Raw genomic sequence first — 23,292 nt, 5'->3', positions numbered from 1 at the left:
GCGATCTCCGCCCACAAATCATCCGGAAGCAGCTTCTTCACCATGAAGCCAAACTCAAGCCGACATGGTTAACAAACGGTTTTGTTAGGCGCTCTAAGCCGGTAGTTAGGCAGAACTCTACCGTCAGCTTTTCACCGGATGCCGGGTCGTTGGCTGCGATTTTCTCGATAAGCTTTCGTTGTTACGAGTATGTAGTTTGTGCGACAAGTTGCAGCAGCGGGAGGGGCGGATGAGTTCAGATCAAGTCAAGAATGAGATTCGACGTTTCCTAAAATCAGACGATAAGTTAGCGCTCTGCCTGAGGGGAAAATGGGGCGTCGGCAAGACCTACACTTGGGATGCCCTGCTTGCAGAAGCTTTCGGGAACGACACCGTCAGCCCGCAAAAGTATGCCTACGTCTCCCTATTTGGACTCGAGACCCTCAGCGATGTCAGAAAGTCGGTATTCGAACATACCGTTGGAGCGGCCTCCTTCAGAGAGACGAAAGATCTGGAAGCCACCTTCAGCAGCATTTCCGAGCGGGTGGCGCAACTCGCCTCCAAATGGAGGGCCGGGATAGGTATCATCCGCGGCGTTCCAGTCGTGGCCGATTACGGCGGCCTCGTCGAAGCCGGCTTCCTGGATGTACGGGACCAGATCGTGTGTTTCGACGATCTCGAGCGCATGAGCGATGGCCTCGATCTCAAAGACGTTCTAGGTCTGATCTCGTTCCTCAAAGAGAAGAAGCGCTGTAAGGTTGTCCTTCTGCTGAACAGTGATGCCTTGAAGGAACAGGATGCTGACGATTTCCGCGTGCAACTGGAGAAAGTCATCGACATAAACCTTGAATACGACCCGACCTCCGCAGAGGCGATCGAAATTGCAATACCGAACCGCTCAACGCTGAGGAGTAGGCTTGTTGCCGAATATGCGACCACGTTGGGGATCACGAACCTTCGCACGGTGTTCAAAAGTCTCCGGATATGTGAACGGCTTGAAGAGGTGCTGAAAGGGTACGACGAGCGGGTTATAAGTCAGGCTTTCCACAGCGCATGCCTTTTTGCATTTGCCCTCTATCAGCCGAACGACGCTCCTCCACTGGAAACGATTTTGAAGAACCGCCCCTATTCAGACCTTTTCGGCAATAAGGAGGAAAAGACCCCTGAGCAGATCCAGCACGCCGAGCTTCTTCGTCGGTACCGATTCCTGAAGGTCGATGGCCTTGATCTCGTCGTATTCAATAGCATTCGCACTGGTGTTTATGCGGATGAGCTCATCAAGAGGGAGGCTGACCTTATAGCCGCCCAGCTCGACCTGAATGACAAAGACGCTGCTTTCACGAAAGCATGGGACATCTACCATGACTCTTTCGATGACAACGGCGAGGAGTTCGCGCAAGCGTTAAAGCAGTCGATAGCCGAAAACGCTGTAGCGATAAGTCCAAGCAATTTGTCGGCCTCAATCGCGACCCTGAAGCAACTTGGTCATGGCGAAGGCACCAATGACATCATCGCCGCCTATATCGGGAGTAGAGGGGAAGGAAAGGAGTTCTGGGTCGGAGACCCGATATTGCCCCGTTTCAATGTCGAAGATCCCGATGTCAAAGCCGCGTTCGCGAGTAAGGCGGCCGAGTTTGCAGACAATAGGACACTTGAGGAAGTGGCGACATCCATCGTCAGGCAGAGCGGTTGGGATAACAGCGATCTCGATTATCTGGACCAGAAAACGGCCGAGGACTTCTACAAAGCGATTAAAGAGGCAAAGGGTGAGCAGCTACGACTTCTCGTCTACGGTCTGACTTACTTCCGGAACGTCGGTAACCCAGATCCCAGGATGTCGAGCATCACCACGAAAGCGATTGAGGCCCTGCAAAGACTGGGAAGGGAAAGCGAAATCAACCGTCTCCGGGTGAGCAAGTTCGGTGTCGAGGTGCCTGCTGCCTGATACAAAATGTTTAGGAGTTGTCGATCGATGAATGTCCGCTTTCTCGCATAGCTTCCCGAAGCGGTTATTCCGCTTCCCCCGAAAGCGACTCCTGCAGCACCATAAGGTGGCGACGCACTTTCAAGAGCACGCTTCAATTTCGCCCCTAGACCAACGGCCAATTGATCGATTGCGGCCGCCGATTGATCGCCGCTGCAAAAGAAGCCGGCGATTATGGTCGCGAATGGCGGCTCGCTGCAAAAGGTGAGCCCCACGCTCTACCGCCCGCAATCCGTTGCGTCGCGCGGGCTTGAGGCCTCTCCGGCAGGCCGTTCTTCCCTGCAAAATGAACAGCCCCCCTATAGGTGGACGAGACCGAGGTCGACCTTGCCGGCGCCTCGGTGACGACCGCGCTTGTCATTCCCGACCGGGCGATCTGCCTCGGCGTGGCCAGCCGTATTCTCGTGGCCATCACCGGCGCCAGCGCCTGTCGCATCGGGACCGCCGGCGAGGCGGGCAAGTTCGGCGACGGGCTCGGCGGGGCGATCGGCTCCACCAATATCGGCGTCATCGGCCCGCAGGCCTTCTATGCCGATACGGCGGTCACCGTCTCTGCCATCGGCGGCGTCTTCTCCGGCGGCCGGGTGCGCCTCGCCCTGAGCACGCTGGTGCTCACCGCGCCCGGCGGCCCCGACCCCGAGCCCTCGACCGGCCGCGTGCTGCTCGCCGGCCGCCAGCCCGAGGGCGCCTCCCTTCTCGCCGGCCGATCGCCGGACGATTCCCATTCGCAACTTTCAGGAAAGGTCAGCTGATGTCGGGCGAAATCGAACTCGCGCCGCAGCGCGCGCTCACCCATCTCGTCGGGCATGACGTGGACGGCTATTGGGGGCGGCATTCCCTGGCCTCAATCCGCAGCCTCTCCGGGGCGCTGCCGGCCAATGCGGCCAGCTATCCGCTGCGGGGCGGCGGCGAGTATTACGGCCAGGTCGCCACCAATTGCCGCATCGCCACCGCGCAGGCCTCGGATGGCGGCATCAGCGTGTTCACCCGCAACCGCCACACCCTGCGCGCCGATGTCACCGAACTCGCGGTGCGCCTTCCCAACTGGTTCGCCATGCGCAACGGCGACAAGTTCGAGACCGCGGTCCAGGCGCAGACCGCGGTTTCGGTCTCGATCGAATATCCCGCCGGCATGCTGGTGCTGATGACGTTCAACGGGGCGTCGCAAGGCTTCATGGATGCTGGCGGCGAGATCTGCACCGATTTCCTGCCGATCAGCCTGCCAGCCGGAACCGAGATCAAGATACGCATCGCCCTGTTCAGCTCGACCGGCTACATCCACGCCAATTTTCGCCAGAACGACTATGCGGCCGAGGGCTCGACCGGTTCGACCGCCCGTGTCGGCGACCTGACGCGGCGCTTTGGCACGCCCGATCCCGCCACGCGCTCGGTCGGCACCTGGCCGATCGGCATCATCGCCCGCACCACCCATGGGGGCGTGCTGGGGATCGGCGACAGCATCGTCGAGGGCACCGGCGATTCCTATGCCGCCGCCGACGCCACCGACGGCGGCTTCGGGCTGATCGGCCGCGCGGTGTCCGGCACCCATGCCTATATCAGCGGCGCCATGGCCGGCGACGATATCGAGACCATCCTCAAGAGCTGCGCCAAGCGCCTGTCGCTGGCCCATTATGTGAAGAACATCATCTTCGAGCACGGGGTGAACAGCATCGCCGGCGGCGCCAGCCTGGGCGGGATAAAGGCCAACATGCTGGCGCTGTGGGAGCGCGGCGGCCAGAGCGCGCGATCCGGCTCCCGCCTGTTCCAGACCACGATCACGCCGGAGACCAATTCGACCGACAGCTGGGCGACGCTGGCGAACCAGACGGCGCGCACCAACTTCTCGATCTCCGGCGACGGGGTGCGCGAGCAGCTGAACGACTGGCTGCGCGACCGGGCGCCGATCCTCGCCGGCGCGCCGGCGGCGATCGGTGCCACCGGCGCCGTGCGGGCCGGCGAGACCGGCCACCCGCTCTACGGCGTGTTCGACGTCGCCGACGTGCTGGAGAGCAGCCGCAATTCCGGCAAGTGGAAGGTCGACGGCGCGGCGGGCACCTACACGACCGACGGCATCCACCCGACGCGCTTCGCCAACCTGGCGGTGGCGGCGTCCGGCGCCATCGACGTGTCGCAATTCGCCTGACCGCCGTCGGCCTGTCGTTGGTTCGCCGCCGCCCTCCGGGCGGTTTTTTTGTGCCGGTGCATCAGGAGATCGCCATGCCGCGCAACGTGAACGAGGCGGGCCTCGCCCTCATCAAGCAATGGGAGGGCAGGCGGCTCACGGCCTACAAGGATCCGGTGGGGGTCTGGACCATCGGCTACGGCCATACCGACGACGCCGGGCCGCCGGCGGTGAAGCGGGGGCTGAAGATCACCGAGGCGCAGGCCGAGGCGATGCTGCGTGCCGACCTCGTCCAGTATGAGGCGGCGGTCGAGGCGGCGGTGACGGTGCGGCTCACCGACAACCAGTTCGCCGCGCTGGTCTCGTTCTGCTTCAATGTCGGGCCGGGGAATTTCCGCCGCTCGACGCTGCTCAAGAAGCTGAACGCCGGCAACCATGCCGCGGTGCCGGGCGAACTCGCCAAGTGGAACAAGGCGGGCGGCCGGGTGCTCGCGGGCCTCGCCAATCGCCGTGCCGCGGAGGCGGGACTATGGGCCAAAGGCGAGTTCGTCGCCTCCAACTATGTCGCGCCCGCCGCCAAGGCGGCGGCAACCGCCACCACCGCCGGCAAGGCGACGCTTGCCGCGTCGCTCGGCACCGTCGGGGCGGCGGTGGCGGAAGCGGCGCGGCAGCTCTCGCCCTTCACCGAAGCGTCGCAGATCGCCAAACACGCCTTCATCGCACTGACCGTGCTCGGCGTCGCCGTCGCGCTCCATGGTGCCCTGCGTCGCGCCCGGGAGGATGCGGGGCTGGCCTGATCCGCTCGCCTGACAAGCGGATGCCGCAATGGCATGCTCCCTCGCACGAGCCGCGCGCCCGCAACGGCGCGCGGCGATTCGTCGTGTGAAAGGGCCTGCCCGTGCGTCTGCTCGTCGTCGAAGACGATCCCGATCTCAACCGCCAGCTCACCGAAGCGCTGACCGATGCCGGCTATGCCGTCGATCGCGCGCATGACGGCGAGGAGGGGCACTTTCTCGGCGACAGCGAGCCTTATGACGCGGTGGTGCTCGACATCGGCCTGCCGAAGATGGACGGGCTCTCGGTGCTGGAAGCCTGGCGGCGCGACGGCAAGAAGATGCCGGTGCTCATCCTCACCGCCCGCGACCGCTGGAGCGACAAGGTGCAGGGCTTCGACGCCGGGGCCGACGACTATGTGGCGAAACCCTTCCACATGGAGGAGGTGCTCGCTCGCCTGCGCGCACTGCTGCGCCGCTCCGCCGGGCATGCGGCCAGCGAGCTGACCTGCGGGCCCGTGATGCTCGACACCCGCTCAGGCCGGGTGACGGTGGATGGCAAGGCGGTGAAGCTCACCTCGCACGAATACAGGCTGCTGGCCTATCTGATGCACCATGCCGGGCGGGTGGTGTCGCGCACTGAGCTGGTCGAGCATCTCTACGACCAGGATTTCGACCGCGATTCCAACACCATCGAGGTCTTCGTCGGCCGCCTGCGCAAGAAGCTCGGCATCGACGTGATCCAGACCGTGCGTGGGCTCGGCTACCTGCTCGCCATGCCGGACCCGCCGCGCTGATGCGTTCGCGCTCGCTGGCGCTCCGGCTTTTCGTCTCCGCCACGCTGGTTATCGTGGCGGTGCTCGCCGTGACCGGTTTCGTGCTGTCCACCGCCTATCAGCAGGCTGTGGAGCGGGCCTTCGACCGGCGGCTCGACGTCTATCTGAAAACCATCGTCGCCGACGTCGCCAATTCGACCGCCGGGCAGATGCCGGAGCCGACGACGCTCGGCGACCCGATCTTCTCGTTTCCGCTTTCCGGCTGGTACTGGCAGATCACCCGCCTCGACCGCACGGCCAAGGAGGTGAAAACCTCGCGTTCCATGCCCGAGGGCACGCTGCCGCTGCTGGTCGACAAGGGCACCGGAACCGATCTCACCGGTCTTCGGGAAGACTATGCGAAGGGGCCGGCTGACCAGCGGCTGCGCATCGTCGAACGGGTGGTCGATCTCGGCGACGACGGCCGCTATGCCATCGCGGTTGCCGCCGATGCCGGCGAGATCGACGACGAGGTCGAGGGGTTCGATACCGCGCTGTTGGTGACGCTGGCGGTGCTCGGCCTCGTCTTCCTGATGACGGTGGCATTCCAGGTGCTGTTCGGGCTGCGGCCGCTCAGGCGCATGCTGACCGCCCTCGCCGCCGTGCGCGAGGGGCGCGCCGAACGGCTGGAGGGCGACTACCCGGTCGAGGTGGCGCCGGTGGTGGCGGAGATGAACGCGCTCATCGACACCAATCGCGAGATCGTCGAGCGCGCGCGGACCCATGTCGGCAACCTCGCCCATGCGCTGAAGACGCCGATCTCGGTGCTGCAGAACGAGGCGGGGCGGATGCTGGCCGGCACGCCCGATTCGGTGCTCGCCACCAAGGTGCAGGAGCAGGCGGAGGTGATGAAGGGCCAAGTGGCGCATCATCTGGAGCGTGCGCGCATCGCCGCCCGCGCCCAGGTCGTCACCACGGTGGAGGAGGTGGGGCCGGTGGTCGAGAAGCTGGTGGCCTCGCTCGGCAAGGTCTATCGCCGGCGCGGCATCGATGTGGAGACAGAGGTCGCCGGCGGCGTGCGCTTTCGCGGCGAGCGGCAGGATCTGGAGGAGATCGTCGGGAATCTGGTCGACAATGGCTGCAAATGGGCGCGCACGCTGGTGGAGGTGAGCGTTCGGCCGGCGGTCGAGGGGCCGGGCCGGCGGGCAATCTTTGAGATCACCATCGACGACGACGGGCCGGGACTCACCGAGGTGCAGCGCGGCGAGGCGATGAAGCGCGGGCGCCGCCTCGACGAGACGCAGCCGGGCTCGGGGCTGGGGCTGTCCATCGTGTCGGAGCTGGTGGGGCTCTATGGCGGATCGCTCGCGCTCGACCGATCGCCTTTCGGCGGGTTACGCTGTGTGGTGCGGTTGCCGGCCGTATGAGACGGTGCAGCCGCGGTTTTGCCCAAATCCTCACGCCATCTGCGCCGCACCGCTCTGGTCTGGGGAATTTTCGGAAGGGATTCTTGATGCGCGTTACCCAATTCGTCGCCGTTGCGCTGATCGGCGCCACGCTTGCCGGCTGCACCGCCACGCAGGAAAATCCCAACATGGTCGGCGGTGCCGCGACGGGTGCCCTTGCCGGCGGCGTTATCGGCGCGATTGCCGGCCGCAACGTGGCGGGCGCTGCGATCGGTGCGTTGGCCGGCGGCCTGATCGGCGGCGCCATCGGCAGCGCGCTCGACGAACAGGACCGCCAGCGCGCCCAGCAGGCGGAGATGCAGGCGCTGGAATATGGCAATCCCGGCGCACCGGTGAGCTGGCGCGGCGACAACGGCAATTACGGCACCATCGTGCCAGGCCCGACCTATGCCCGCGGCGCCTCGCCGCGCTGCCGCGAGTTCACCCACACCATCTATATCGACGGCCAGCCGCAGACCGCGCGCGGCACCGCCTGCCGCAACCCGGACGGAACCTGGGCGCCGGTGGCGGGCTGAATGCGGTCCCCCGATCGGTCCGGATCGATCGGGTTGGTGGATGCTTCCATCGATCTTGCCGCCCGCTGGCTTATGCCGGCGGGCGGTTTTTGCTTGTGCGCCGCCTCACAGTCGCGTGAGCGCCGCCCGATTTCTCGCGTGACTGTGAGGCTGCGTCGATCGGACCGAGGTTGTTACGGATTGGCGGCGCCCGCTGCGTCGGCTACCTGAGCGCATTAGAGGAAAACTAATGTTGCTGTGGCTGGCCATATCCCTGATGACCGCCGCCGCCATCATGGCGGTGCTTTGGCCTCTGCGTCCCCGCGCCGGCGACGGCGTCTGCGACGGGCAGGCCGATCTCGCCGTCTATCGCGACCAACTGGCCGAGATCGAGCGGGACCGCGCCGCCGGCTTGATCGGTGCCGCCGAGGGCGAGGCCGCGCGCACCGAGCTTGCCCGGCGCATGCTGCGCGTCGCCGAGGCCGGTGCCGCCGAGATGGTGGCGAGCGGCGGCGACCGCCGGCGACGCGTGGCGGCGGTGGTGGCGCTCGTCGGCGTGCCGCTCTTTGCCGGCGGGCTGTATTTCGCGCTCGGATCGCCGCAGCAGGATGGCCAGCCGCTGGCGGCGCGGCTCGACGCGCAGCCGGGCCAGGCGGATGTCGCCATTCTGGTGCGCCGGGTCGAGGACCACCTGACCGCCAACCCCGACGACGGCCGCGGCTATGAGGTGATCGCGCCGGTCTATATGCGGGTCGGACGCTTCGAGGACGCGGCACGGGCGTGGACGAACGCCATCCGGCTGAACGGCTCCGATGCCCGGCGGCAGAACGGGCTCGGCGAGGCGCTGCTGGCGCAATCCGGCGGCGTCGTCACCGCCGAGGCCAAGGCGGCGTTCGAGGCGGCGCGGACGGCCGATCCAACCGATCCGCGGGCGCGCTATTTCCTCGGCCTCGCCGCCGAGCAGGACGGCCGGCCGCAGGAGGCGGCGGCGATGTGGTCGGCGCTCGCCGCCGATTCGCCGCCCGACGCGCCCTGGCAGCCGATGCTGGCCACCGCGCTGGCGCGGGTGGGCGTGCCCGTCAGCCCCGCGCCCGGGCCCAGCGCGCAGGATATCGTCGCCGCGCAGCAGATGAGCGCGGAGGAACGCGGCGCCATGGTGCGCGGCATGGTCGACCGGCTGTCGCAGCGGCTTGCCGAGAACGGCAATGATCTCGATGGCTGGCTCCGGTTGATGCGGGCGTGGAACGTGCTCGGCGAGAGCGACGAGGCACGAGCCGCTGCCGCCAAGGCGCGGGTACAGTTTGCCGCCGACACGCAGGCGCTCGGCCGCATCGATGCGCTTGCCCGCGAACTGGGGCTCGGGAGTTGAACGAATGACCCGCAAGGGCCGCCGCCTCGTCCTCATCTCCTCCGCGCTTGGCGTGCTGGCCGTCGCCGCCGCGCTGGTGCTGTTCGCGCTCAACGACACCATCGTGTTCTTCCGCTCGCCGAGCGAGATCGCGCAGGAGCACACGGCCCCGGGCACGCGGCTGCGGATCGGCGGGCTGGTGAAGGACGGCAGCGTGGTGAAAAGCGACAATGTGCATGTGCGCTTCGCCATCACCGACGGCGGCGCGGATGTCGAGGTCGCCTATGTCGGCATTCTGCCGGACCTGTTCCGCGAGGGGCAGGGGGTGATCGCGGAAGGGAAGCTGACCGGCCCCATGAGCTTCACCGCCGACAGCATTCTCGCCAAGCATGACGAGAAATACATGCCGCGCGAGGTGGTCGAGGCGCTGAAGAAGCAGGGTGTCTGGCAGGAGGGCGCCAACGGCGCACCGATCAAGGCGAGCCAAGGGAACTCCGTGCCATGAACCCCGAGATCGGCCATTACGCGCTGGTGCTGGCGCTCGCCGTCGCGATCCTGCAGACCGTGCTGCCGATCTGGGGCGCCCGCGCCAATGACGCGGCGCTGATGCGGGTGGGGCCTTCGCTGGCGCTGGCCTTTTGCGGCTTCGTCGCGCTGTCCTTCGCGGTGCTGGTGAGCGCCTATGTCCGCTCCGACTTCTCGGTGCTGAACGTCGTCGAGAACTCGCATTCGCTGAAGCCGCTGCTGTACCGGATCACCGGGACCTGGGGCAACCATGAGGGCTCGATGCTGCTCTGGGCGCTGGTGCTGGCGATCTTCGGTGCCACCGTCGCGCTGTTCGGCGGCAACCTGCCGGCGCGGCTGAAGGCGAACGTGCTCGGCGTGCAGGGGTCGATCGGCGTTGCCTTCATCGCCTTCCTGCTGCTCACCTCCAATCCGTTCGCCCGCGTCATCCCGGCACCGGCTGAGGGCAACGACCTCAATCCGGTGCTGCAGGATATCGGCCTCGCGATCCATCCGCCGCTGCTCTATCTCGGCTATGTCGGTTTCTCGGTGACCTTCGCCTTCGCGGTGGCGGCGCTGATCGACGGGCGCATCGACGCCGCCTGGGCGCGCTGGGTGCGGCCCTGGGCGCTGGGGGCTTGGGCGTTCCTGACGCTGGGCATCGCCATGGGTTCCTACTGGGCCTATTACGAACTCGGCTGGGGCGGCTGGTGGTTCTGGGACCCGGTGGAGAACGCCTCGCTGATGCCGTGGCTTGCCGGCACGGCGCTGATCCACTCCGCCGTCGTCATGGAAAAGCGGGACGCGCTCAAGGTATGGACGGTGCTGCTCGCCATCCTTGCCTTCTCGCTGTCGCTGCTCGGCACCTTTCTGGTGCGCTCCGGCGTACTGACCTCGGTACATGCCTTCGCCACCGACCCGACGCGCGGCGTGTTCATCCTCGGCATCCTGGTGATTTTCATCGGCGGCTCGCTGACGCTGTTCGCCGCCCGCGCCAGCAGCCTGAGGCAGGGGGGGATCTTCGCCCCGATCTCCCGCGAGGGGGCGCTGGTGCTGAACAACCTGCTGCTCACCGCGGCGGCGGCGGCGGTGTTCGTCGGCACGCTCTATCCGCTCGCTTTGGAGGCGACGACCGGGGCGAAGATCACCGTCGGGCCGCCCTATTTCAACCTCACCATCGGGGCGCTCATGCTGCCGGTGGTGTTCGCCATGCCGTTCGGGCCGCTGCTGGCGTGGAAGCGCGGCGATCTCGCAGGAGCGGCGCAGCGCCTGATGCTCGCCTTCCTGCTCGGGCTGGTGGCGGCCGGCGTGGCCGCCTATGCGCAAGGCGGCGGGCCGGCGCTGGCACCGATCGGAATCGGGCTGGCCGCCTTCGTGTTCCTCGGTGCGGTGGTCGACATCGCCGAGCGGTCCGGCATCGGCCGACTGCCGGCAGCGACTGCCTTCGCACGCTTCAAGGGCCTACCGCGTGCGGCGATGGGGGCGGCGCTGGCGCATGCGGGCGTCGGCGTCTGCCTGTTCGGCATCGTCGCCGAGACCAGCTGGAACCATGAGACGATCCTTGGCGCCAAGGTCGGCGACAGCTTCCCGGTCGGGCGCTACGAACTGACGCTGGCCCGCGTGGAGCCGCGCACCGGGCCGAATTATCGCGAACTGGTCGGGGTGTTCGACATCCGCCAGGGAGGGAACAGCGTCGGCAGCATCGAATCGTCGAAGCGCCTGTTCACCGCCCGCAACATGCCCACGACCGAAGCCGGCATCCGCACCTTCGGCTTCAGCCAGCTCTATGTCAGCCTCGGCGACGAATTGCCGGGCGTGGGCCTTGCCATCCGCGCCTATTGGAAGCCGCTGGTGACGCTGATCTGGATCGGTGCCATCATCATGGCGCTGGGCGGCACGTTGTCGCTGAGCGACCGGCGACTGCGCGTCGGCGCGCCGAAACCGGCGCGCAAGGCGGCACCAGTGGCCAAGCCGGTGGCCGCGGAATGAGCCGGGTGCGCAGCCTGATTGCCGGATTGGCGCTGCTCGTCGCCGGGGTGACGCCGCTCCATGCCGTGCAGCCGGACGAGGTGCTCGCCGACCCGGCGCAGGAGGCGCGCGCGCGGACGCTGTCGAAAGAACTGCGCTGCATGGTCTGCCAGAACCAGTCCATCGACGATTCCGACGCGCCGCTTGCCAAGGATCTGCGCCTGCTGGTGCGCGAGCGGATACGTGCCGGCGACGACGACCGGGCGGTGCTCGATTTCCTTGTCGCCCGCTATGGCGAGTTCGTGCTGCTGCGTCCGACCTGGCATGGGGCCAATGCGATCCTGTGGACCGCGCCGTTCCTGATCCTGATCGGCGGCGGGCTTGCGATCTGGCTGCGCGCCCGTGGTCGCCGTGCCGCGCCGGAGCCTGTATCCGCGCTCTCGGCCGAAGAACGGCGGAAGTTTGACGCGTTGATGTGCAAGCCGGACGACAGCATTACAAATGTTTAAGCTCCCAGCCAGCCTGCGTTAAGGCGACGGCATCTAGGTTCTCGTTCAAGCCTCTCCGAGAGGCAGCGAAGGTCGATGAACGAGGACAGACATATGTCGCGCAACGCGCTTCCCGAAACCAAGACGTCCACCCTGCGCAAGAGCCGCAGCCGGCTGCTCGCCGGCGTGTTCACCCTGGCGCTCGCCGGCGGTGCTGTCGGCGCTTTCGTCATGCCGGAGACGGTGACCCCGGCCTTCGCCCAGATTACCACCAACCAGCCGACCAACACCTTCTCCTTCGCCGACATCGTCGAGAAGGTCTCGCCCGCCGTGGTGAGCGTGAAGGTGAAGAAGGACGCGGCCGACGAGGTGGCGGCCAATGACGACGAGCCTGGCGCGCAGAACGTGCCGCCGCAGATCGAGCGCTTCATGCGCCGCTTCGGTTTCGGCCCCGGTGGTCCGGGCGGCCCCGGTCGTGGCCCCGGCCCGCAGGGCCATGGCCGCGTGGTCGGCCAGGGTTCCGGCTTCTTCATTTCCGGCGACGGCTATGTCGTGACCAACAACCATGTGGTCGATGGCGCCTCCGAGGTCGATGTGACCACCACCGACGGCAAGAGCTACACGGCCAAGGTGATCGGCACCGATCCGCGCACCGACGTCGCGCTGCTGAAGGTCGACGGCAAGGACAACTTCCCGTGGGTGAAGCTGGCCGGTGCGCCGCCGCGCGTCGGCGACTGGGTGGTTGCCGTCGGCAATCCGTTCGGCCTCGGCGGCACGGTGACCGCCGGCATCGTCTCGGCCCGCGGCCGCGACATCGGCTCCGGCCCCTATGACGACTTCATCCAGATCGACGCGCCGATCAACCGCGGCAATTCGGGCGGCCCGACCTTCGGCCTCAATGGCGAAGTCATCGGCGTGAACACCGCCATCGTCTCGCCCTCGGGCGGCAATGTCGGTATCGCCTTCGCCATCCCGTCGGAAACGGTGTCGGAAGTGGTGGACGCCCTCAAGAGCGGTGGAACGGTGGCGCGCGGCTATGTCGGCGTCCAGATCCAGCCGGTGAACGAGGACGTCGCCGAAGCACTCGGCCTCAAGGATGCCCAGGGCGCGCTGATCGCCCAGGTGCAGCCGAATACGCCCGGCGAGAAGGCCGGCCTGAAGGCGGGTGACGTCGTCACCGCCATCGACGGCAAGGAGATCAAGGACTCCCGCGAGATGTCGCGTGAGATCGCCAGGCTGAAGCCGGGTACCAGCGTGAAGCTGAGCGTGCTGCGCGACAGCAAGCCGATCACCGTGTCGGTAAACCTCGAGCAACTGCCCACCGATGTCGCCTCCAACGACCAGAAGGACGGCGAGCAGGAGAAGGGCGACCGCAACACTCCTCGTCTCGGCCTGTCGTTGGCTCCCGCCAAGGGCGTCGCCGGTGCCGGCGAACAGGGCGTGGTGGTGACCGAGGTCGACCCGAATGGCCCGGCCGCCGAGCGTGGCATCAAGGCGGGCGACGTCATCCTCGACGTCGGCGGCAAGCCGGTCTCCAGCCCGGCGGACGTGCGTGCCGGCCTCGCCGATGCCCGCAAGGACAACCGCAAGGCCGTGCTGATGCGCGTGAAGTCCGAGCAGGGGACGCGTTTCGTCGCCATCTCGCTCGGCCAGCAGCGCGGCTGATCGACCCCGATCGGTTCCGGCTGCGGTCCGTTCCGTCGCCCCTTGGGTTGTAGCCGGTCCGATGGCGCGGGGGTCCGAAAGGGCTCCCGCGTCTGTCGTTTGCGGGGAACGGCAAAGAGCGCCGCACGGTACCTCTACGATAGGCGGGAGACTGATTATGCCGTACATCATGTCGCAACCGACTTCCGCTGCCGATTCCCTTCGGCCGCCGGTGCGTCCCGCGGACGTCGCCGACGTGTCGACGGGGAGCGGTCCCTCCGCTGAAGACTTCACCATGCGTCTGCTCATCGTCGAAGACGACCGTTCCGCCGCCGACTATCTGCGCAAGGCGTTCCGCGAGGCGGGGCACATCGTCGACATCGCCGGCGATGGCGAGGAGGGACTCGCCCTCGCTCTCGACGGCGGCTACGACGTGCTGGTGGTCGACCGCATGCTGCCGCGTCGGGACGGGTTGTCGTTGATCACCGAATTGCGCGGGCGCGGTGACGCGACGCCGGTGCTGATCCTCTCCGCGCTCGGCCAGGTCGACGACCGGGTGACCGGCCTGCGCGCCGGTGGCGATGACTATCTGCCCAAGCCCTACGCTTTTTCCGAGCTGCTCGCCCGCGTCGAGGCCTTGGCCCGCCGTGGCGGGCCGCAGGCTGCGGATACGGTCTATCGCGTCGCAAATCTCGAACTCGACCGGCTGGCGCACCGCGTCACCCGAGCCGGTCAGGAAATCGTGCTGCAGCCCCGCGAGTTCCGGTTGCTCGAATATCTCATGCGCCATGCCGGGCAGGTGGTGACCCGGACCATGCTGCTGGAGAATGTCTGGGACTATCACTTTGATCCGCAGACCAACGTGATCGACGTCCATGTCTCGCGGCTGCGCTCCAAGATCGACAAGGGGTTCGATCCGCCGCTTCTGCACACGGTGCGCGGGGCTGGATATGTCGTTCGTGACATCGCTCGGTAGGCTCGTCCGTACCACGGCGTTCAAGCTGATCGCCGCCTATCTCCTCGTCTTCGCGGTCTTTGCCGGCTCGCTCATCGGCTATCTCGGCTGGCATACGCAGCGCCTTGTGACCCGTCAGGCGAGCGAATCCATCCAGGCCGACACCGACTTCATGAAAAGCCAGTTCGAGCGCGGCGGCATTTCGCGGCTGGTGCAGGTGGTGAACCGTCGATCGCGCGCGCCCGATGCCGGGCTTTTGCTGCTGACCAGCTTCAACGGCGAGCCGCTGGCCGGCAATGTGCTGAACCTGCCGTTGAATTTCCTGTCGCAAGAAGGCTGGCAGGAGATCGACTATCTGCGCTCCGACGATGCGGTCCGACCGCCGAGCCGGGCCCTGGTGCATGTCATCTACCTGCCCGGCGAGTTCCGGCTGCTGATCGGCCGCGACATCGTCGAGCGCGAGGAACTACGCAAGATCATCATCGGCCCGGTGGTGTGGGGGCTGGCGCTGCTGGTCGTGCTCGGTGTGGCCGGCGGCATCTTCGTCACGCGACGGGTGCTCAAGCGCATCGACCAGATGACCGCTACCTCGGAGAGCATCATGGCCGGCAACCTGTCCGGCCGCCTTTCGGTGGCCGGCACCGGTGACGAGTTCGACCGGTTGGCCTTGAGCCTCAACGCCATGCTGGAGCGCATCGAGGCGCTGATGATCGGCCTGAAGCAGGTATCCGACAACATCGCCCACGACCTCAAGACCCCGCTCACCCGGCTGCGCAACCGCGCGGAGGACGCGCTGCGCACCGCCCGCACCGAGGACGACTGGCGAGCGGCGACCGAACAGACCATCGACGAATCGGACGGCTTGATCCGCACCTTCGACGCGCTGCTGATGATCGCGCGGGTGGAAGCAGGCCAGGGGCAGTCGGCGATGCGGCCGGTTGATCTCGCCGAAACGGCGACGGGCGTCGCCGAACTCTATGAGCCGCTCGCCGACGAACAGGGGCTCGATCTCGACGTGGCCATCGACGGGCCGTTGATGGTGCGAGGCGTGCGGGAACTGCTCGGGCAGGCGCTGTCCAATCTCGTGGACAATGCGATCAAATACGGTGCGCCGGACATGCCGGGTGAACGCGGCCGCATCGTTATCGCCGCCAGCCGCGAGGGCGATACGGTTCGTCTTGCCGTCGCCGATGGCGGCGCGGGCATTCCGCCCGAAGAGCGCGCACGTGTGCTGCAACGCTTCGTAAGGCTGGAGAAGAGCCGGACCCAGCCGGGCTCGGGGCTGGGCCTGTCGCTGGTCGCCGCGGTGGTGCAGCTGCATGGCGGTTCGATCCGCCTGGAGGACAACGGGCCGGGGCTGCGCGTGTCGATCGAGCTGCCCGCAGAGCTTGAGGTGGCGGATCCTGGCGCTACCTCACCGGACGATGCAGCACTTTGACAATTCTTTGCCTATAGAGTGGGCGGTGAATTGGAGGTGCGCGGACGATATGGCGGAGCGACAGGGCAGGCGAAAGGCGGCACGGAAGGAACAGAACGGGTTGGCGGCCCGCATGCGCGCGGGGGTGGGGCTGCCGGATGTTCCCAAGGCGCCGCATCCGCTCATGGCTCTGGTCGACAACGCAGAGGACAGCATCCGCCACGGCCTTGCCGGGCAGCTGGCGGCGTATCCCGACGCCGCGGCCGTGCTGGCGAATGTATGCGTCCATTCCCCCTTTCTTTCCGAGCTGATCCGTCGTGACCCGGCCCGCTTGCTGCGGCTGCTGGACACCGATCCTGCAGCCGGTCTCGCCGGCGCGCGCGCGGCCATGGCCGAGGCGGTGCAGGCCGCTACCGATGAGGCCGTGGTGATGGCTGCCTTGCGGCGGCTGCGCGCCGAGACAGCGCTCGCCGTCGCGCTCGCCGACATCGGCGAGGTGTTCGATCTTGCCGCCGTCACGGCCGAACTCACCGCGACCGCCGATGCGGCGATCTCGGCGGCCGTCGACTATCTGCTGCGTGAGGCGATCAGCGCCGGCAAGGCGCGGAAATTCACCCGTGGCGCCAGTGGTTATGTGGTGCTTGCCATGGGAAAGCACGGCGCGCGCGAGCTCAACTATTCCAGCGATGTCGACCTCATCGTCCTTTACGACCCGGTAAAGGCGCCGCTTCGCAAGGATGTCGAGGCGGCGCCCTTCTTCGTCCGGCTAACGCGCCAGCTGGTGCGGCTTATCCAGGAGCGGACGCCGGAAGGCTATGTGGCGCGCGTCGATCTGCGCCTGCGGCCGGATCCAGCCTCGACGCAGGCCGCGCTCTCGGTCGACAGCGCGCTCGACTATTATGAGCGCGAGGGCGCCACCTGGGAGCGCGCCGCCTATATCAAGGCACGGCCGATCGCCGGCGACCTCGCGCTCGGCGAGAGCTTCCTGAAGCAAATGGCGCCCTTCGTGTGGCGCCGTTCGCTGGACTATGCGGCGGTGGCCGACGTGCATGCGATGAAGCAGGAGATCAACGCCTTCCGCGGCCATGACGCGGTGGCCGTGGAAGGGCACAATGTCAAGCTCGGCCGCGGCGGCATTCGCGAGATCGAGTTCTTTGCCCAGACTCAGCAATTGATCGCCGGCGGCCGGGATCCCCGGTTGCGCACGCCGCGCACGCTGGAGGCGCTCGAACGCCTCGCCGAGGATGGCTGGATCGGCAAGTCCGCGCGCGAGGAATTGAGCGAGGCCTATGGTTATCTGCGCCGGGTCGAGCACCGGTTGCAGATGGTCGCCGATGAGCAGACTCACACACTGCCGGATGAGACCCAGCTATTGGCGGATTTCGCTGCCTTCATGGGCTATGCTTCGCGCGAGGCGTTCGCGGCCGAACTGACCCGGCGGCTGACGCGCGTGCAGCGTCACTATGCGCGCCTGTTCGAGGACGCTCCGCCGCGTGCTGCCGTAGAGGGGCGGCTGGAATTTCCCGCCAAGACCGACGACCGTGAGACGCTGGCGACGCTGCATCGGCTGGGTTACCAGCAGCCGCAGCAGGCCAGCGTCACTGTGCGTGGCTGGCTGGCGGGGGAGCCGCGCGCGCTGCACAACGCGACCGCGCGCGAGCGGCTTGCCGCCATCGTGCCGTTGCTGCTGGATGCGCTGGCGCGCGGGGGGGAGCCCGATCTGGCGCTTATCGCCGCCGACCGCTTCTTTCGCCAGCTTGCTACCGGGCTGCGGCTCTTCTCGGTGCTGGCCCGCAATCCCGACCTCGTGCGCCTGCTCGCCACTATTCTTTCAACCGCGCCGCGGCTTGGCGAGATCCTCGCCCGGCGGCCGGGGCTGTTCGACGCGCTGCTCGATCCCGCTTTTTTCGGCCCGCTGCCGGACGAGGTGACACTGGAGGCGCGGCTGCGGGGGCAACTCGCCGAGGCGAGCGACGAAGAAGACTTGCTCGACCGCGCCCGCCGCTTCCGCCAGGAGCAGCATGTGCTGATGGGAGTGCGTGTGCTCTCCGGCACGCTGCCGGCGGAGCAGGCGGGCGATGCCTTCGCGCGCCTGGCAGACGTGGTGATCCGGGTTCTGGGCGAGGCGGTGATCGACCGCTTCCGCGAGGCGCACGGCGTGCTGACCGGAGGCGAGGTGGCGGTGCTCGCCATGGGCAAGCTCGGCGGCCGCGAGATGACCGCCGGCTCCGATCTCGATCTCATCGTGCTTTACGATTTCGACGATGCGGCGCCGGAATCCGACGGTCCGCGCGCGCTGCACGGCACGCAATATTATGCCCGGCTGACCCAACGACTGGTGAGCGCGCTCACCACCCCGACCAATGCCGGCCGGCTTTACGAAGTCGACCTTCGCCTGCGTCCCTCCGGCCGGGCCGGCCCGATCGCCACGCGGTTGCCGGCCTTTGAAGTGTATCAGGCTGAGGAGGCCTGGACCTGGGAGCATATGGCGCTGACGCGGGCGCGAGTGGTGCTGGCGGCGCCGGCCTTCCGCGGGCGGGTGGAACAATCGATTTCAGAGGTGTTGCGCCGCAGGCGCGACCTGGTGCGCCTGGCGGCCGATATCCTCGACATGCGCTTGGCCATCGCCGAAGAAAAGGGCGATGGTCAGGCCTGGGATCTGAAATACACCCAAGGCGGTTTGGTCGACCTCGAATTCCTCGCGCAGTTTCTTGTGCTCGCGCATGGCGCGGCACATCCCGAGATCATGCAGACCTCCACGGTGCGGGTGCTGGCGAGTGCGGGGAGGGCGGGGATTCTCGACCCGGTCGACACACAATTGCTCACCCGCGCCTGCTCCCTGCTGCACGATCTGACGCAGGTGCTGCGCCTCGCCGTGACCGACGCGTTCGATCCGGCGCTTGCGAGCCCCGCCCTTCGCCAATTGCTGGCCCGCGCGGGCGCGATGCCTGATTTCGCCACCCTCGATGCGCATCTGCGCGAAACGCAACAGGAGGTTAGGAGCGTGTTTCTCCGCCTGTTGTCAGGCCCGCAGAACCGGAGGCAACGTTGAGCCTCGGCTCGCCGCCAGCTTTTCCGCGACATGATCGCCGATGGCGAGGCTGGCGGTGAGACCCGGGGATTCGATGCCGAACAGATTCACCAACCCCGGCACGCCATGCTCGGTCGGCCCGTCGATGCGAAAATCGGCGGCGGGGGCGCCTGGCGGGGTTATCTTCGGCCGGATGCCGGCATAGGCAGGCATCAGCGCGGCGTCCGGCAATGCCGGCCAATAGCGACGTATCGCATGATAGAAACGCTCGGCACGGACCGGGTCGACATCGTAATTGAGGGTGTCGATCCATTCGGTGTCGGGCCCGAAGCGCGCCTGCCCGCCGAGATCCAATGTGAGGTGGACGCCAAGGCCTGCCGCTTCCGGCACGGGGTAGATCAGTCGTGAGAAGGGCGCGCGGCCGGGCAGGGAATAGTAGGAGCCTTTGCAGAGATAGGCCGTCGGCGCGTGGCGTTGGTCGAGCCCCTCGATGGCGCCCGCCAGTGCGACGGCACCATGGCCGGCGCAGTTGACGAAGGTCGCGGCGAGGAGCGTCATCGGCTCGGCACCTCCGACATCGAGGAGGATGCCGTCAGGCGTGACGGCGCCGCCGCGGATCGGAGCGTTGAAGGCGAGGGCACCGCCGCGGTCTTCCAGATCGCCCTGCAGCGCCAGCATCAGGCCGTGGCTGTCGATGATGCCGGTGGAGGGGGACAGCAGGGCAGCGTCTGCCCTGAGCGCCGGTTCTATTTCCCTCAGCGTCCCGCGATCCAGCGGCTCCAGGTCGGTGACGCCACACGCGATGGCCTGGGCGCGGATGGCATCGAGCCTGACGATTTCCCCCTCGCCATTGGCGACGATCAGCTTGCCGCAGCGCTTGTGGCCGATGCCGCGCTCGGCGCAATAGGCATAGAGCGCCTCGCGGCCGGCGACGCAGAGGCGGGCCTTCAGCGATCCGGGCTTGTAGTAGATGCCGGCATGGATCACCTCGCTGTTGCGGGCCGAGGTTTCCGAGCCGATCAGGCCTGCGGCTTCCAGTACCAGCACGTCCCGCCCGGCGAGTGCCAGAGCCCGCGCGACCGCCAGCCCGACCACCCCGGCGCCCGCCACCACGCAATCGACGGGAACGGCTTCATCAATATGCGGCGCGGGCATGCAGTTCGATCCGGTGTGCGATGAGGGCGAAACTAGCTCGCCCCGGTCTCGTCCGACAACTCGCCGGCGGCGTTCCGGTACTGCAGGCCGGGGCGGCCATTCAGCGGCAGGCGGATGATGACCGTGGTGCCGACGCCTTCGGAGGAGCGGATGCGCATGGTGCCGCCGTGCAACTCCACGAGTGACTTGGCGATGGCGAGGCCGAGGCCGGATCCCTTGTGCGTCTTGGTGAACTGGCTTTCCACCTGCTCGAACGGCCGGCCGATCTTTGCCAGCGCGCTTCGCGGGATGCCGATGCCGGTATCCTCGATGACCAGCAGCGCCGACTGCTTGGTGCGGCGGGTGCGCAGGGTGATGCGACCGTGCTCGGGGGTGAACTTTATGGCGTTGGAGATGAGGTTCAGCGCGATCTGCTTCAGCGCCCGCCTGTCGGCCTCTACCGTGAGCTCGGGATCGGCTTCGGAGACCACGGCCAGCTTCTTCTCGTCGGCGCGCACCGACATGACGCGGATGGCATCGGTGACGATTTCGTCGAGCTTGGTCGGCTGCAGGGTCAGCTGCATGCGGCCGGCCTCGATGCGCGACATGTCGAGGATGTCGTTGATGACGTCGAGCAGGTAGCGGCCGGAATCGCGGATGTCGCGGCAGTATTCGTTGTACTTCTCGCTGCCGAGCGGGCCGAAAAGCCCGCTCTCCATCAATTCGGAGAAGCCGATGATGGCGTTGAGCGGCGTACGCAGCTCATGACTCATATTGGCGAGGAATTCCGACTTGGCGCGGTTGGCGTCCTCGGCCTTGGTCTTTTCGTCGGAGTAGTTCTGCGCCAGCTCGGCGAGCTGCAGCGCCTGCATCTCCAGCGTCTGCTGCGACTTGCGCAGGTCGGCGACCAGGGCCATCAGGCGCTTCTCATTGTCCATCAGGCGCTCTTCGTGGCGCTTCAGCGTGGTGATGTCGGTGCCGACCGAGACATAGCCGCCATCCTTGGTGCGGCGCTCGGCGATCTTCAGCCAGCGGCCTCCCTCGATCTGCGCCTCGAAGGAGCGGGCGCCTTCCTCGGGCCGATCCTCGGAGCGCAGCGGGATGCGCACCACCGGCTGGCGCAGCTGCGTTGCGATGGTATCGAAGGGCGTGCCGGGCGCGAGCGTGGTGTCGCCGAAGCCGTGCAGGGTCTGGAACTTCGAGTTGGACAGCACAAGCCGGTTGGAGCTGTCCCACAATACGAAGGATTCCGAGATGCTCTCGATGGCGTCGCGCAGCCGCATGTCGGCGGTGGCGGTGCGCTCGGCGAGGCGGCGCTCCTCGGTGACGTCGACGGCGATACCGATCAAATGCGGCGGCTCGCCATTCTCCTGCGGCACGACTTCCGCCCGCGCGCGCAGCCATACCCAATGGCCATCGGCGTGCCGCATGCGGAACACACGCTCGATGATGCGGCCCGGCTTGTCGGCGATTTCCTTCGCCACGTCGTAGAGGTCGACATCGTCGGGATGCACGAGACCGCTGACGTCGCCGAAGGAGACCAGTTCGTCGCGCGGCGCCAGGCCGAGCATCTCGAACATCGATTCCGACCAGAACATGCGCCCGCGGCCCATGTCCCAGTCCCACAGGCCGCAGCGGCCGCGCGACAGCGCGGTGTCGATGCGCGCGCGGACGGTGTCGTAGATGCCGTCGGCCTCGCGGGCACGGGTCGCCTGCCAATGGAAGGCGAAGCCGAGGATCAGCAGAACGCCGCCGGTGGTGGAGAGCAGCGTGACGGTGAGGATGGTATCCGACTGCCAGGTCGACAGCGCGCCGGCGAGTGGCTGGATGGCCACCAGCTGCAGTGGCTGGCCGGGAATGTTGCGGACCGTGGCAAGGGCGTCGCGGCCATCGCCCAGCGTGACATCGAGCACGCCAGCGCTCTCGGCGAAGATCGTCAGTGCCTGGGCATTGGCCAGGACGAAGCGGAAATCCGCGATAATGTCTGGATTATCGTCGCTGGAGGCGCGGACATTGCCGCTCGCATCGGCGAGTGCGTAACGTCGGCGCGCCTCGGTGGCGCGAACCGGCAGGCTGGCCTTCAGGGATTCGGCCAGCGCGGCCGGGTCGGTGCCGCCCTGCGCCTGTCGCGGTCCCTGCCCCTGATGCTGGCGCAGATCGCTGGCGACGGCGAGGGTGAACAGCGCCAGCTCGTCCTTGGCGTCGGTGATGGAATCAGCGCGATAGGCACGGATCTGCACGACGGCAGCCACGGCGACGATGGCGATGAAGGCGACGATGAGCGCCGGCACCGCCCTGCGCATGAAGGGTTCGGCATCGACGAGCCGCTGATAGGCGGGTCGAGCGACCGAGCGAGCCAGACCGCGCATGGCCTGAACGCGCACGGACGCGCCCGCAGCGTTGGCGCGTGCCATCGCCGGTCTCCCCCAATCATTCTTGCCCTGATCCCAGTACCCGACGTGACCATCCCAGCCCGCCGAATCACTGACGATTTGAATCGAAACGGCCCCTGCCTGTCCAGAGTCTCTGGGAGTCAAGTTAACGATTCAGCAACTTTGAGGGGTGGCGTTCGGCCCAAGTCGAGTCGTGTCAGACAGTTACGCCGGGATGGCGCATCAGCCGCATGGACGATGGTCCGATCGGAATGCTATTGCCGCTGCGTAGAAAGCTCCAGAAGGGAGAAAATGATGACCGATATATGGTTCCGCACCGGCGAAGCGACGGTTCTTGCGGCCGAAGGCCAGTTCACCGACGCCATGCCGGAGATCCTCATCGGCTCGGTTCGCGGCCCCGCCGGTCACGCCTTTGCCTCCATGATGGGCCAGGCGGCGGGCCATACCCGCATGTTCGTCATCCGCGACCTCAACCAGATGGTGCGGCCGGCGACGATGATGACCTCCAAGGTCACCATTCCCTCGGCGGCTTATGTCGAGCTGCTGGGCGGCGTTGTGCAGGCGGCGATCGGCGACGCCATCGTCGACACCCTGGCCGAGGGCATCCTGCCTAAGGATCAGGCCGACGAACTGTGCATGATCGTGATGGTGTGGCTCGATCCCCGCTGCCCGGAGGATCCGAACCTCGACCAGAAGGATCTCTACCGCACCAATTACGAGGCGATGAAGATCGCCATCGAGCGCGCCCTCACCGGCAAGCCGACCGCGGATGAGCTGATCGCCAACCGCAAGACGATCAAGCACTATGCGCTGGACGGGGTGGTGGACTACTGACGC

18 protein-coding genes are annotated in these 23,292 nt (G+C 66.9%); 16 read left to right on the top strand and 2 right to left on the bottom strand.

Annotation, left to right across the window (positions count from 1 at the left end; genetic code table 11):
* Positions 1-229: 229 nt before the first annotated feature.
* The 15 genes from J2X65_RS12690 (at position 230) to J2X65_RS12620 (ending at position 18,949) form a co-directional block, all read left to right on the top strand.
* Positions 230-1,924, top strand: coding sequence for a hypothetical protein (locus J2X65_RS12690; protein WP_310201476.1), 1,695 nt, complete (start codon positions 230-232; stop codon positions 1,922-1,924).
* A 344-nt stretch (positions 1,925-2,268) separates the two neighbouring features.
* Complete coding sequence (locus J2X65_RS12685; RefSeq protein ID WP_310201474.1) at positions 2,269-2,715, top strand: hypothetical protein; 447 nt, start codon at positions 2,269-2,271, stop codon at positions 2,713-2,715.
* On the top strand, positions 2,715-4,106 hold the full coding sequence (locus J2X65_RS12680; RefSeq protein ID WP_310201472.1) for an SGNH/GDSL hydrolase family protein: 1,392 nt from the start codon (positions 2,715-2,717) through the stop codon (positions 4,104-4,106). The genes J2X65_RS12685 and J2X65_RS12680 overlap by 1 nt, the downstream gene beginning before the upstream one ends.
* 74 nt (positions 4,107-4,180) lie before the next feature.
* Positions 4,181-4,882: a lysozyme gene (locus tag J2X65_RS12675; protein WP_310201470.1), complete on the top strand. Its 702-nt coding sequence runs from the start codon at positions 4,181-4,183 to the stop codon at positions 4,880-4,882.
* 101 nt (positions 4,883-4,983) lie between these two features.
* Positions 4,984-5,655, top strand: coding sequence for a response regulator transcription factor (locus tag J2X65_RS12670; protein ID WP_310201468.1), 672 nt, complete (start codon positions 4,984-4,986; stop codon positions 5,653-5,655).
* Positions 5,655-7,040, top strand: a complete 1,386-nt coding sequence (locus J2X65_RS12665) for an ATP-binding protein (RefSeq protein WP_310201466.1) — start codon at positions 5,655-5,657, stop codon at positions 7,038-7,040. Before J2X65_RS12670 ends, J2X65_RS12665 begins: the two co-directional genes overlap by 1 nt.
* Positions 7,041-7,126: 86 nt before the next feature.
* The gene (locus J2X65_RS12660; protein ID WP_310201464.1) at positions 7,127-7,594 is read left to right on the top strand and encodes a glycine zipper domain-containing protein; all 468 of its coding nucleotides are present in this window, start codon (positions 7,127-7,129) and stop codon (positions 7,592-7,594) included.
* 229 nt (positions 7,595-7,823) lie between these two features.
* Entirely contained in the window at positions 7,824-8,942 is a 1,119-nt protein-coding gene (ccmI, locus tag J2X65_RS12655; RefSeq protein WP_310201462.1) for a c-type cytochrome biogenesis protein CcmI, read from the top strand.
* Positions 8,943-8,946: 4 nt separating this feature from the next.
* Complete coding sequence (gene ccmE / locus J2X65_RS12650) at positions 8,947-9,426, top strand: cytochrome c maturation protein CcmE (protein ID WP_310201460.1); 480 nt, start codon at positions 8,947-8,949, stop codon at positions 9,424-9,426.
* A complete protein-coding gene (locus J2X65_RS12645; RefSeq protein WP_310201458.1) occupies positions 9,423-11,414 on the top strand; it encodes a heme lyase CcmF/NrfE family subunit in 1,992 nt (663 codons plus the stop codon). Before ccmE ends, J2X65_RS12645 begins: the two co-directional genes overlap by 4 nt.
* Positions 11,411-11,902, top strand: a complete 492-nt coding sequence (locus J2X65_RS12640) for a cytochrome c-type biogenesis protein (RefSeq protein ID WP_310201456.1) — start codon at positions 11,411-11,413, stop codon at positions 11,900-11,902. Before J2X65_RS12645 ends, J2X65_RS12640 begins: the two co-directional genes overlap by 4 nt.
* A 93-nt stretch (positions 11,903-11,995) precedes the next feature.
* A complete protein-coding gene (locus J2X65_RS12635; protein WP_310201453.1) occupies positions 11,996-13,546 on the top strand; it encodes a Do family serine endopeptidase in 1,551 nt (516 codons plus the stop codon).
* 274 nt (positions 13,547-13,820) lie between these two features.
* Entirely contained in the window at positions 13,821-14,501 is a 681-nt protein-coding gene (locus J2X65_RS12630; RefSeq protein WP_310201451.1) for a response regulator transcription factor, read from the top strand.
* Positions 14,485-15,918: an ATP-binding protein gene (locus J2X65_RS12625; RefSeq protein ID WP_310201488.1), complete on the top strand. Its 1,434-nt coding sequence runs from the start codon at positions 14,485-14,487 to the stop codon at positions 15,916-15,918. The genes J2X65_RS12630 and J2X65_RS12625 overlap by 17 nt, the downstream gene beginning before the upstream one ends.
* A 49-nt stretch (positions 15,919-15,967) precedes the next feature.
* Positions 15,968-18,949, top strand: coding sequence for a bifunctional [glutamine synthetase] adenylyltransferase/[glutamine synthetase]-adenylyl-L-tyrosine phosphorylase (locus tag J2X65_RS12620; RefSeq protein ID WP_404977699.1), 2,982 nt, complete (start codon positions 15,968-15,970; stop codon positions 18,947-18,949).
* Here J2X65_RS12620 and J2X65_RS12615 read toward each other — a convergent pair.
* Together J2X65_RS12615 and J2X65_RS12610 are read right to left on the bottom strand one after the other, a co-directional pair.
* Positions 18,920-20,083 (bottom strand): NAD(P)/FAD-dependent oxidoreductase, encoded by a 1,164-nt coding sequence (locus J2X65_RS12615; protein ID WP_310201447.1) that lies wholly within the window; start codon positions 20,081-20,083, stop codon positions 18,920-18,922. The two genes, J2X65_RS12620 and J2X65_RS12615, sit on opposite strands and share 30 nt — an antisense overlap.
* 32 nt (positions 20,084-20,115) lie before the next feature.
* Positions 20,116-22,476, bottom strand: coding sequence for an ATP-binding protein (locus J2X65_RS12610; protein WP_310201445.1), 2,361 nt, complete (start codon positions 22,474-22,476; stop codon positions 20,116-20,118).
* 273 nt (positions 22,477-22,749) lie between these two features.
* Here J2X65_RS12610 and fae point away from each other — a divergent pair, with 273 nt between their 5' ends.
* A complete protein-coding gene (gene fae, locus J2X65_RS12605; protein ID WP_310201443.1) occupies positions 22,750-23,289 on the top strand; it encodes a formaldehyde-activating enzyme in 540 nt (179 codons plus the stop codon).
* The last annotated feature ends 3 nt before the right edge of the window (positions 23,290-23,292 follow it).

The organism is Ancylobacter sp. 3268, assembly GCF_031456575.1.
Classification (GTDB): Bacteria; Pseudomonadota; Alphaproteobacteria; order Rhizobiales; family Xanthobacteraceae; genus Ancylobacter.
This window is presented reverse-complemented; position numbering and strand designations above follow the sequence as displayed.

Excerpts from the sequence above, each read along its gene's own strand:
- J2X65_RS12690 (WP_310201476.1), top strand. The coding sequence starts at position 230 with ATGAGTTCAGATCAAGTCAAGAATGAGATTCGACGTTTCCTAAAATCA.
- J2X65_RS12680 (WP_310201472.1), top strand. The coding sequence starts at position 2,715 with ATGTCGGGCGAAATCGAACTCGCGCCGCAGCGCGCGCTCACCCATCTC.
- J2X65_RS12675 (WP_310201470.1), top strand. The coding sequence starts at position 4,181 with ATGCCGCGCAACGTGAACGAGGCGGGCCTCGCCCTCATCAAGCAATGG.
- J2X65_RS12665 (WP_310201466.1), top strand. The coding sequence starts at position 5,655 with ATGCGTTCGCGCTCGCTGGCGCTCCGGCTTTTCGTCTCCGCCACGCTG.
- J2X65_RS12660 (WP_310201464.1), top strand. The coding sequence starts at position 7,127 with ATGCGCGTTACCCAATTCGTCGCCGTTGCGCTGATCGGCGCCACGCTT.
- ccmI (WP_310201462.1), top strand. The coding sequence starts at position 7,824 with ATGTTGCTGTGGCTGGCCATATCCCTGATGACCGCCGCCGCCATCATG.
- ccmE (WP_310201460.1), top strand. The coding sequence starts at position 8,947 with ATGACCCGCAAGGGCCGCCGCCTCGTCCTCATCTCCTCCGCGCTTGGC.
- J2X65_RS12645 (WP_310201458.1), top strand. The coding sequence starts at position 9,423 with ATGAACCCCGAGATCGGCCATTACGCGCTGGTGCTGGCGCTCGCCGTC.
- J2X65_RS12640 (WP_310201456.1), top strand. The coding sequence starts at position 11,411 with ATGAGCCGGGTGCGCAGCCTGATTGCCGGATTGGCGCTGCTCGTCGCC.
- J2X65_RS12635 (WP_310201453.1), top strand. The coding sequence starts at position 11,996 with ATGTCGCGCAACGCGCTTCCCGAAACCAAGACGTCCACCCTGCGCAAG.
- J2X65_RS12630 (WP_310201451.1), top strand. The coding sequence starts at position 13,821 with ATGCGTCTGCTCATCGTCGAAGACGACCGTTCCGCCGCCGACTATCTG.
- J2X65_RS12620 (WP_404977699.1), top strand. The coding sequence starts at position 15,968 with ATGGCGGAGCGACAGGGCAGGCGAAAGGCGGCACGGAAGGAACAGAAC.
- J2X65_RS12615 (WP_310201447.1), bottom strand. The coding sequence starts at position 20,083 with ATGCCCGCGCCGCATATTGATGAAGCCGTTCCCGTCGATTGCGTGGTG.
- J2X65_RS12610 (WP_310201445.1), bottom strand. The coding sequence starts at position 22,476 with ATGGCACGCGCCAACGCTGCGGGCGCGTCCGTGCGCGTTCAGGCCATG.
- fae (WP_310201443.1), top strand. The coding sequence starts at position 22,750 with ATGACCGATATATGGTTCCGCACCGGCGAAGCGACGGTTCTTGCGGCC.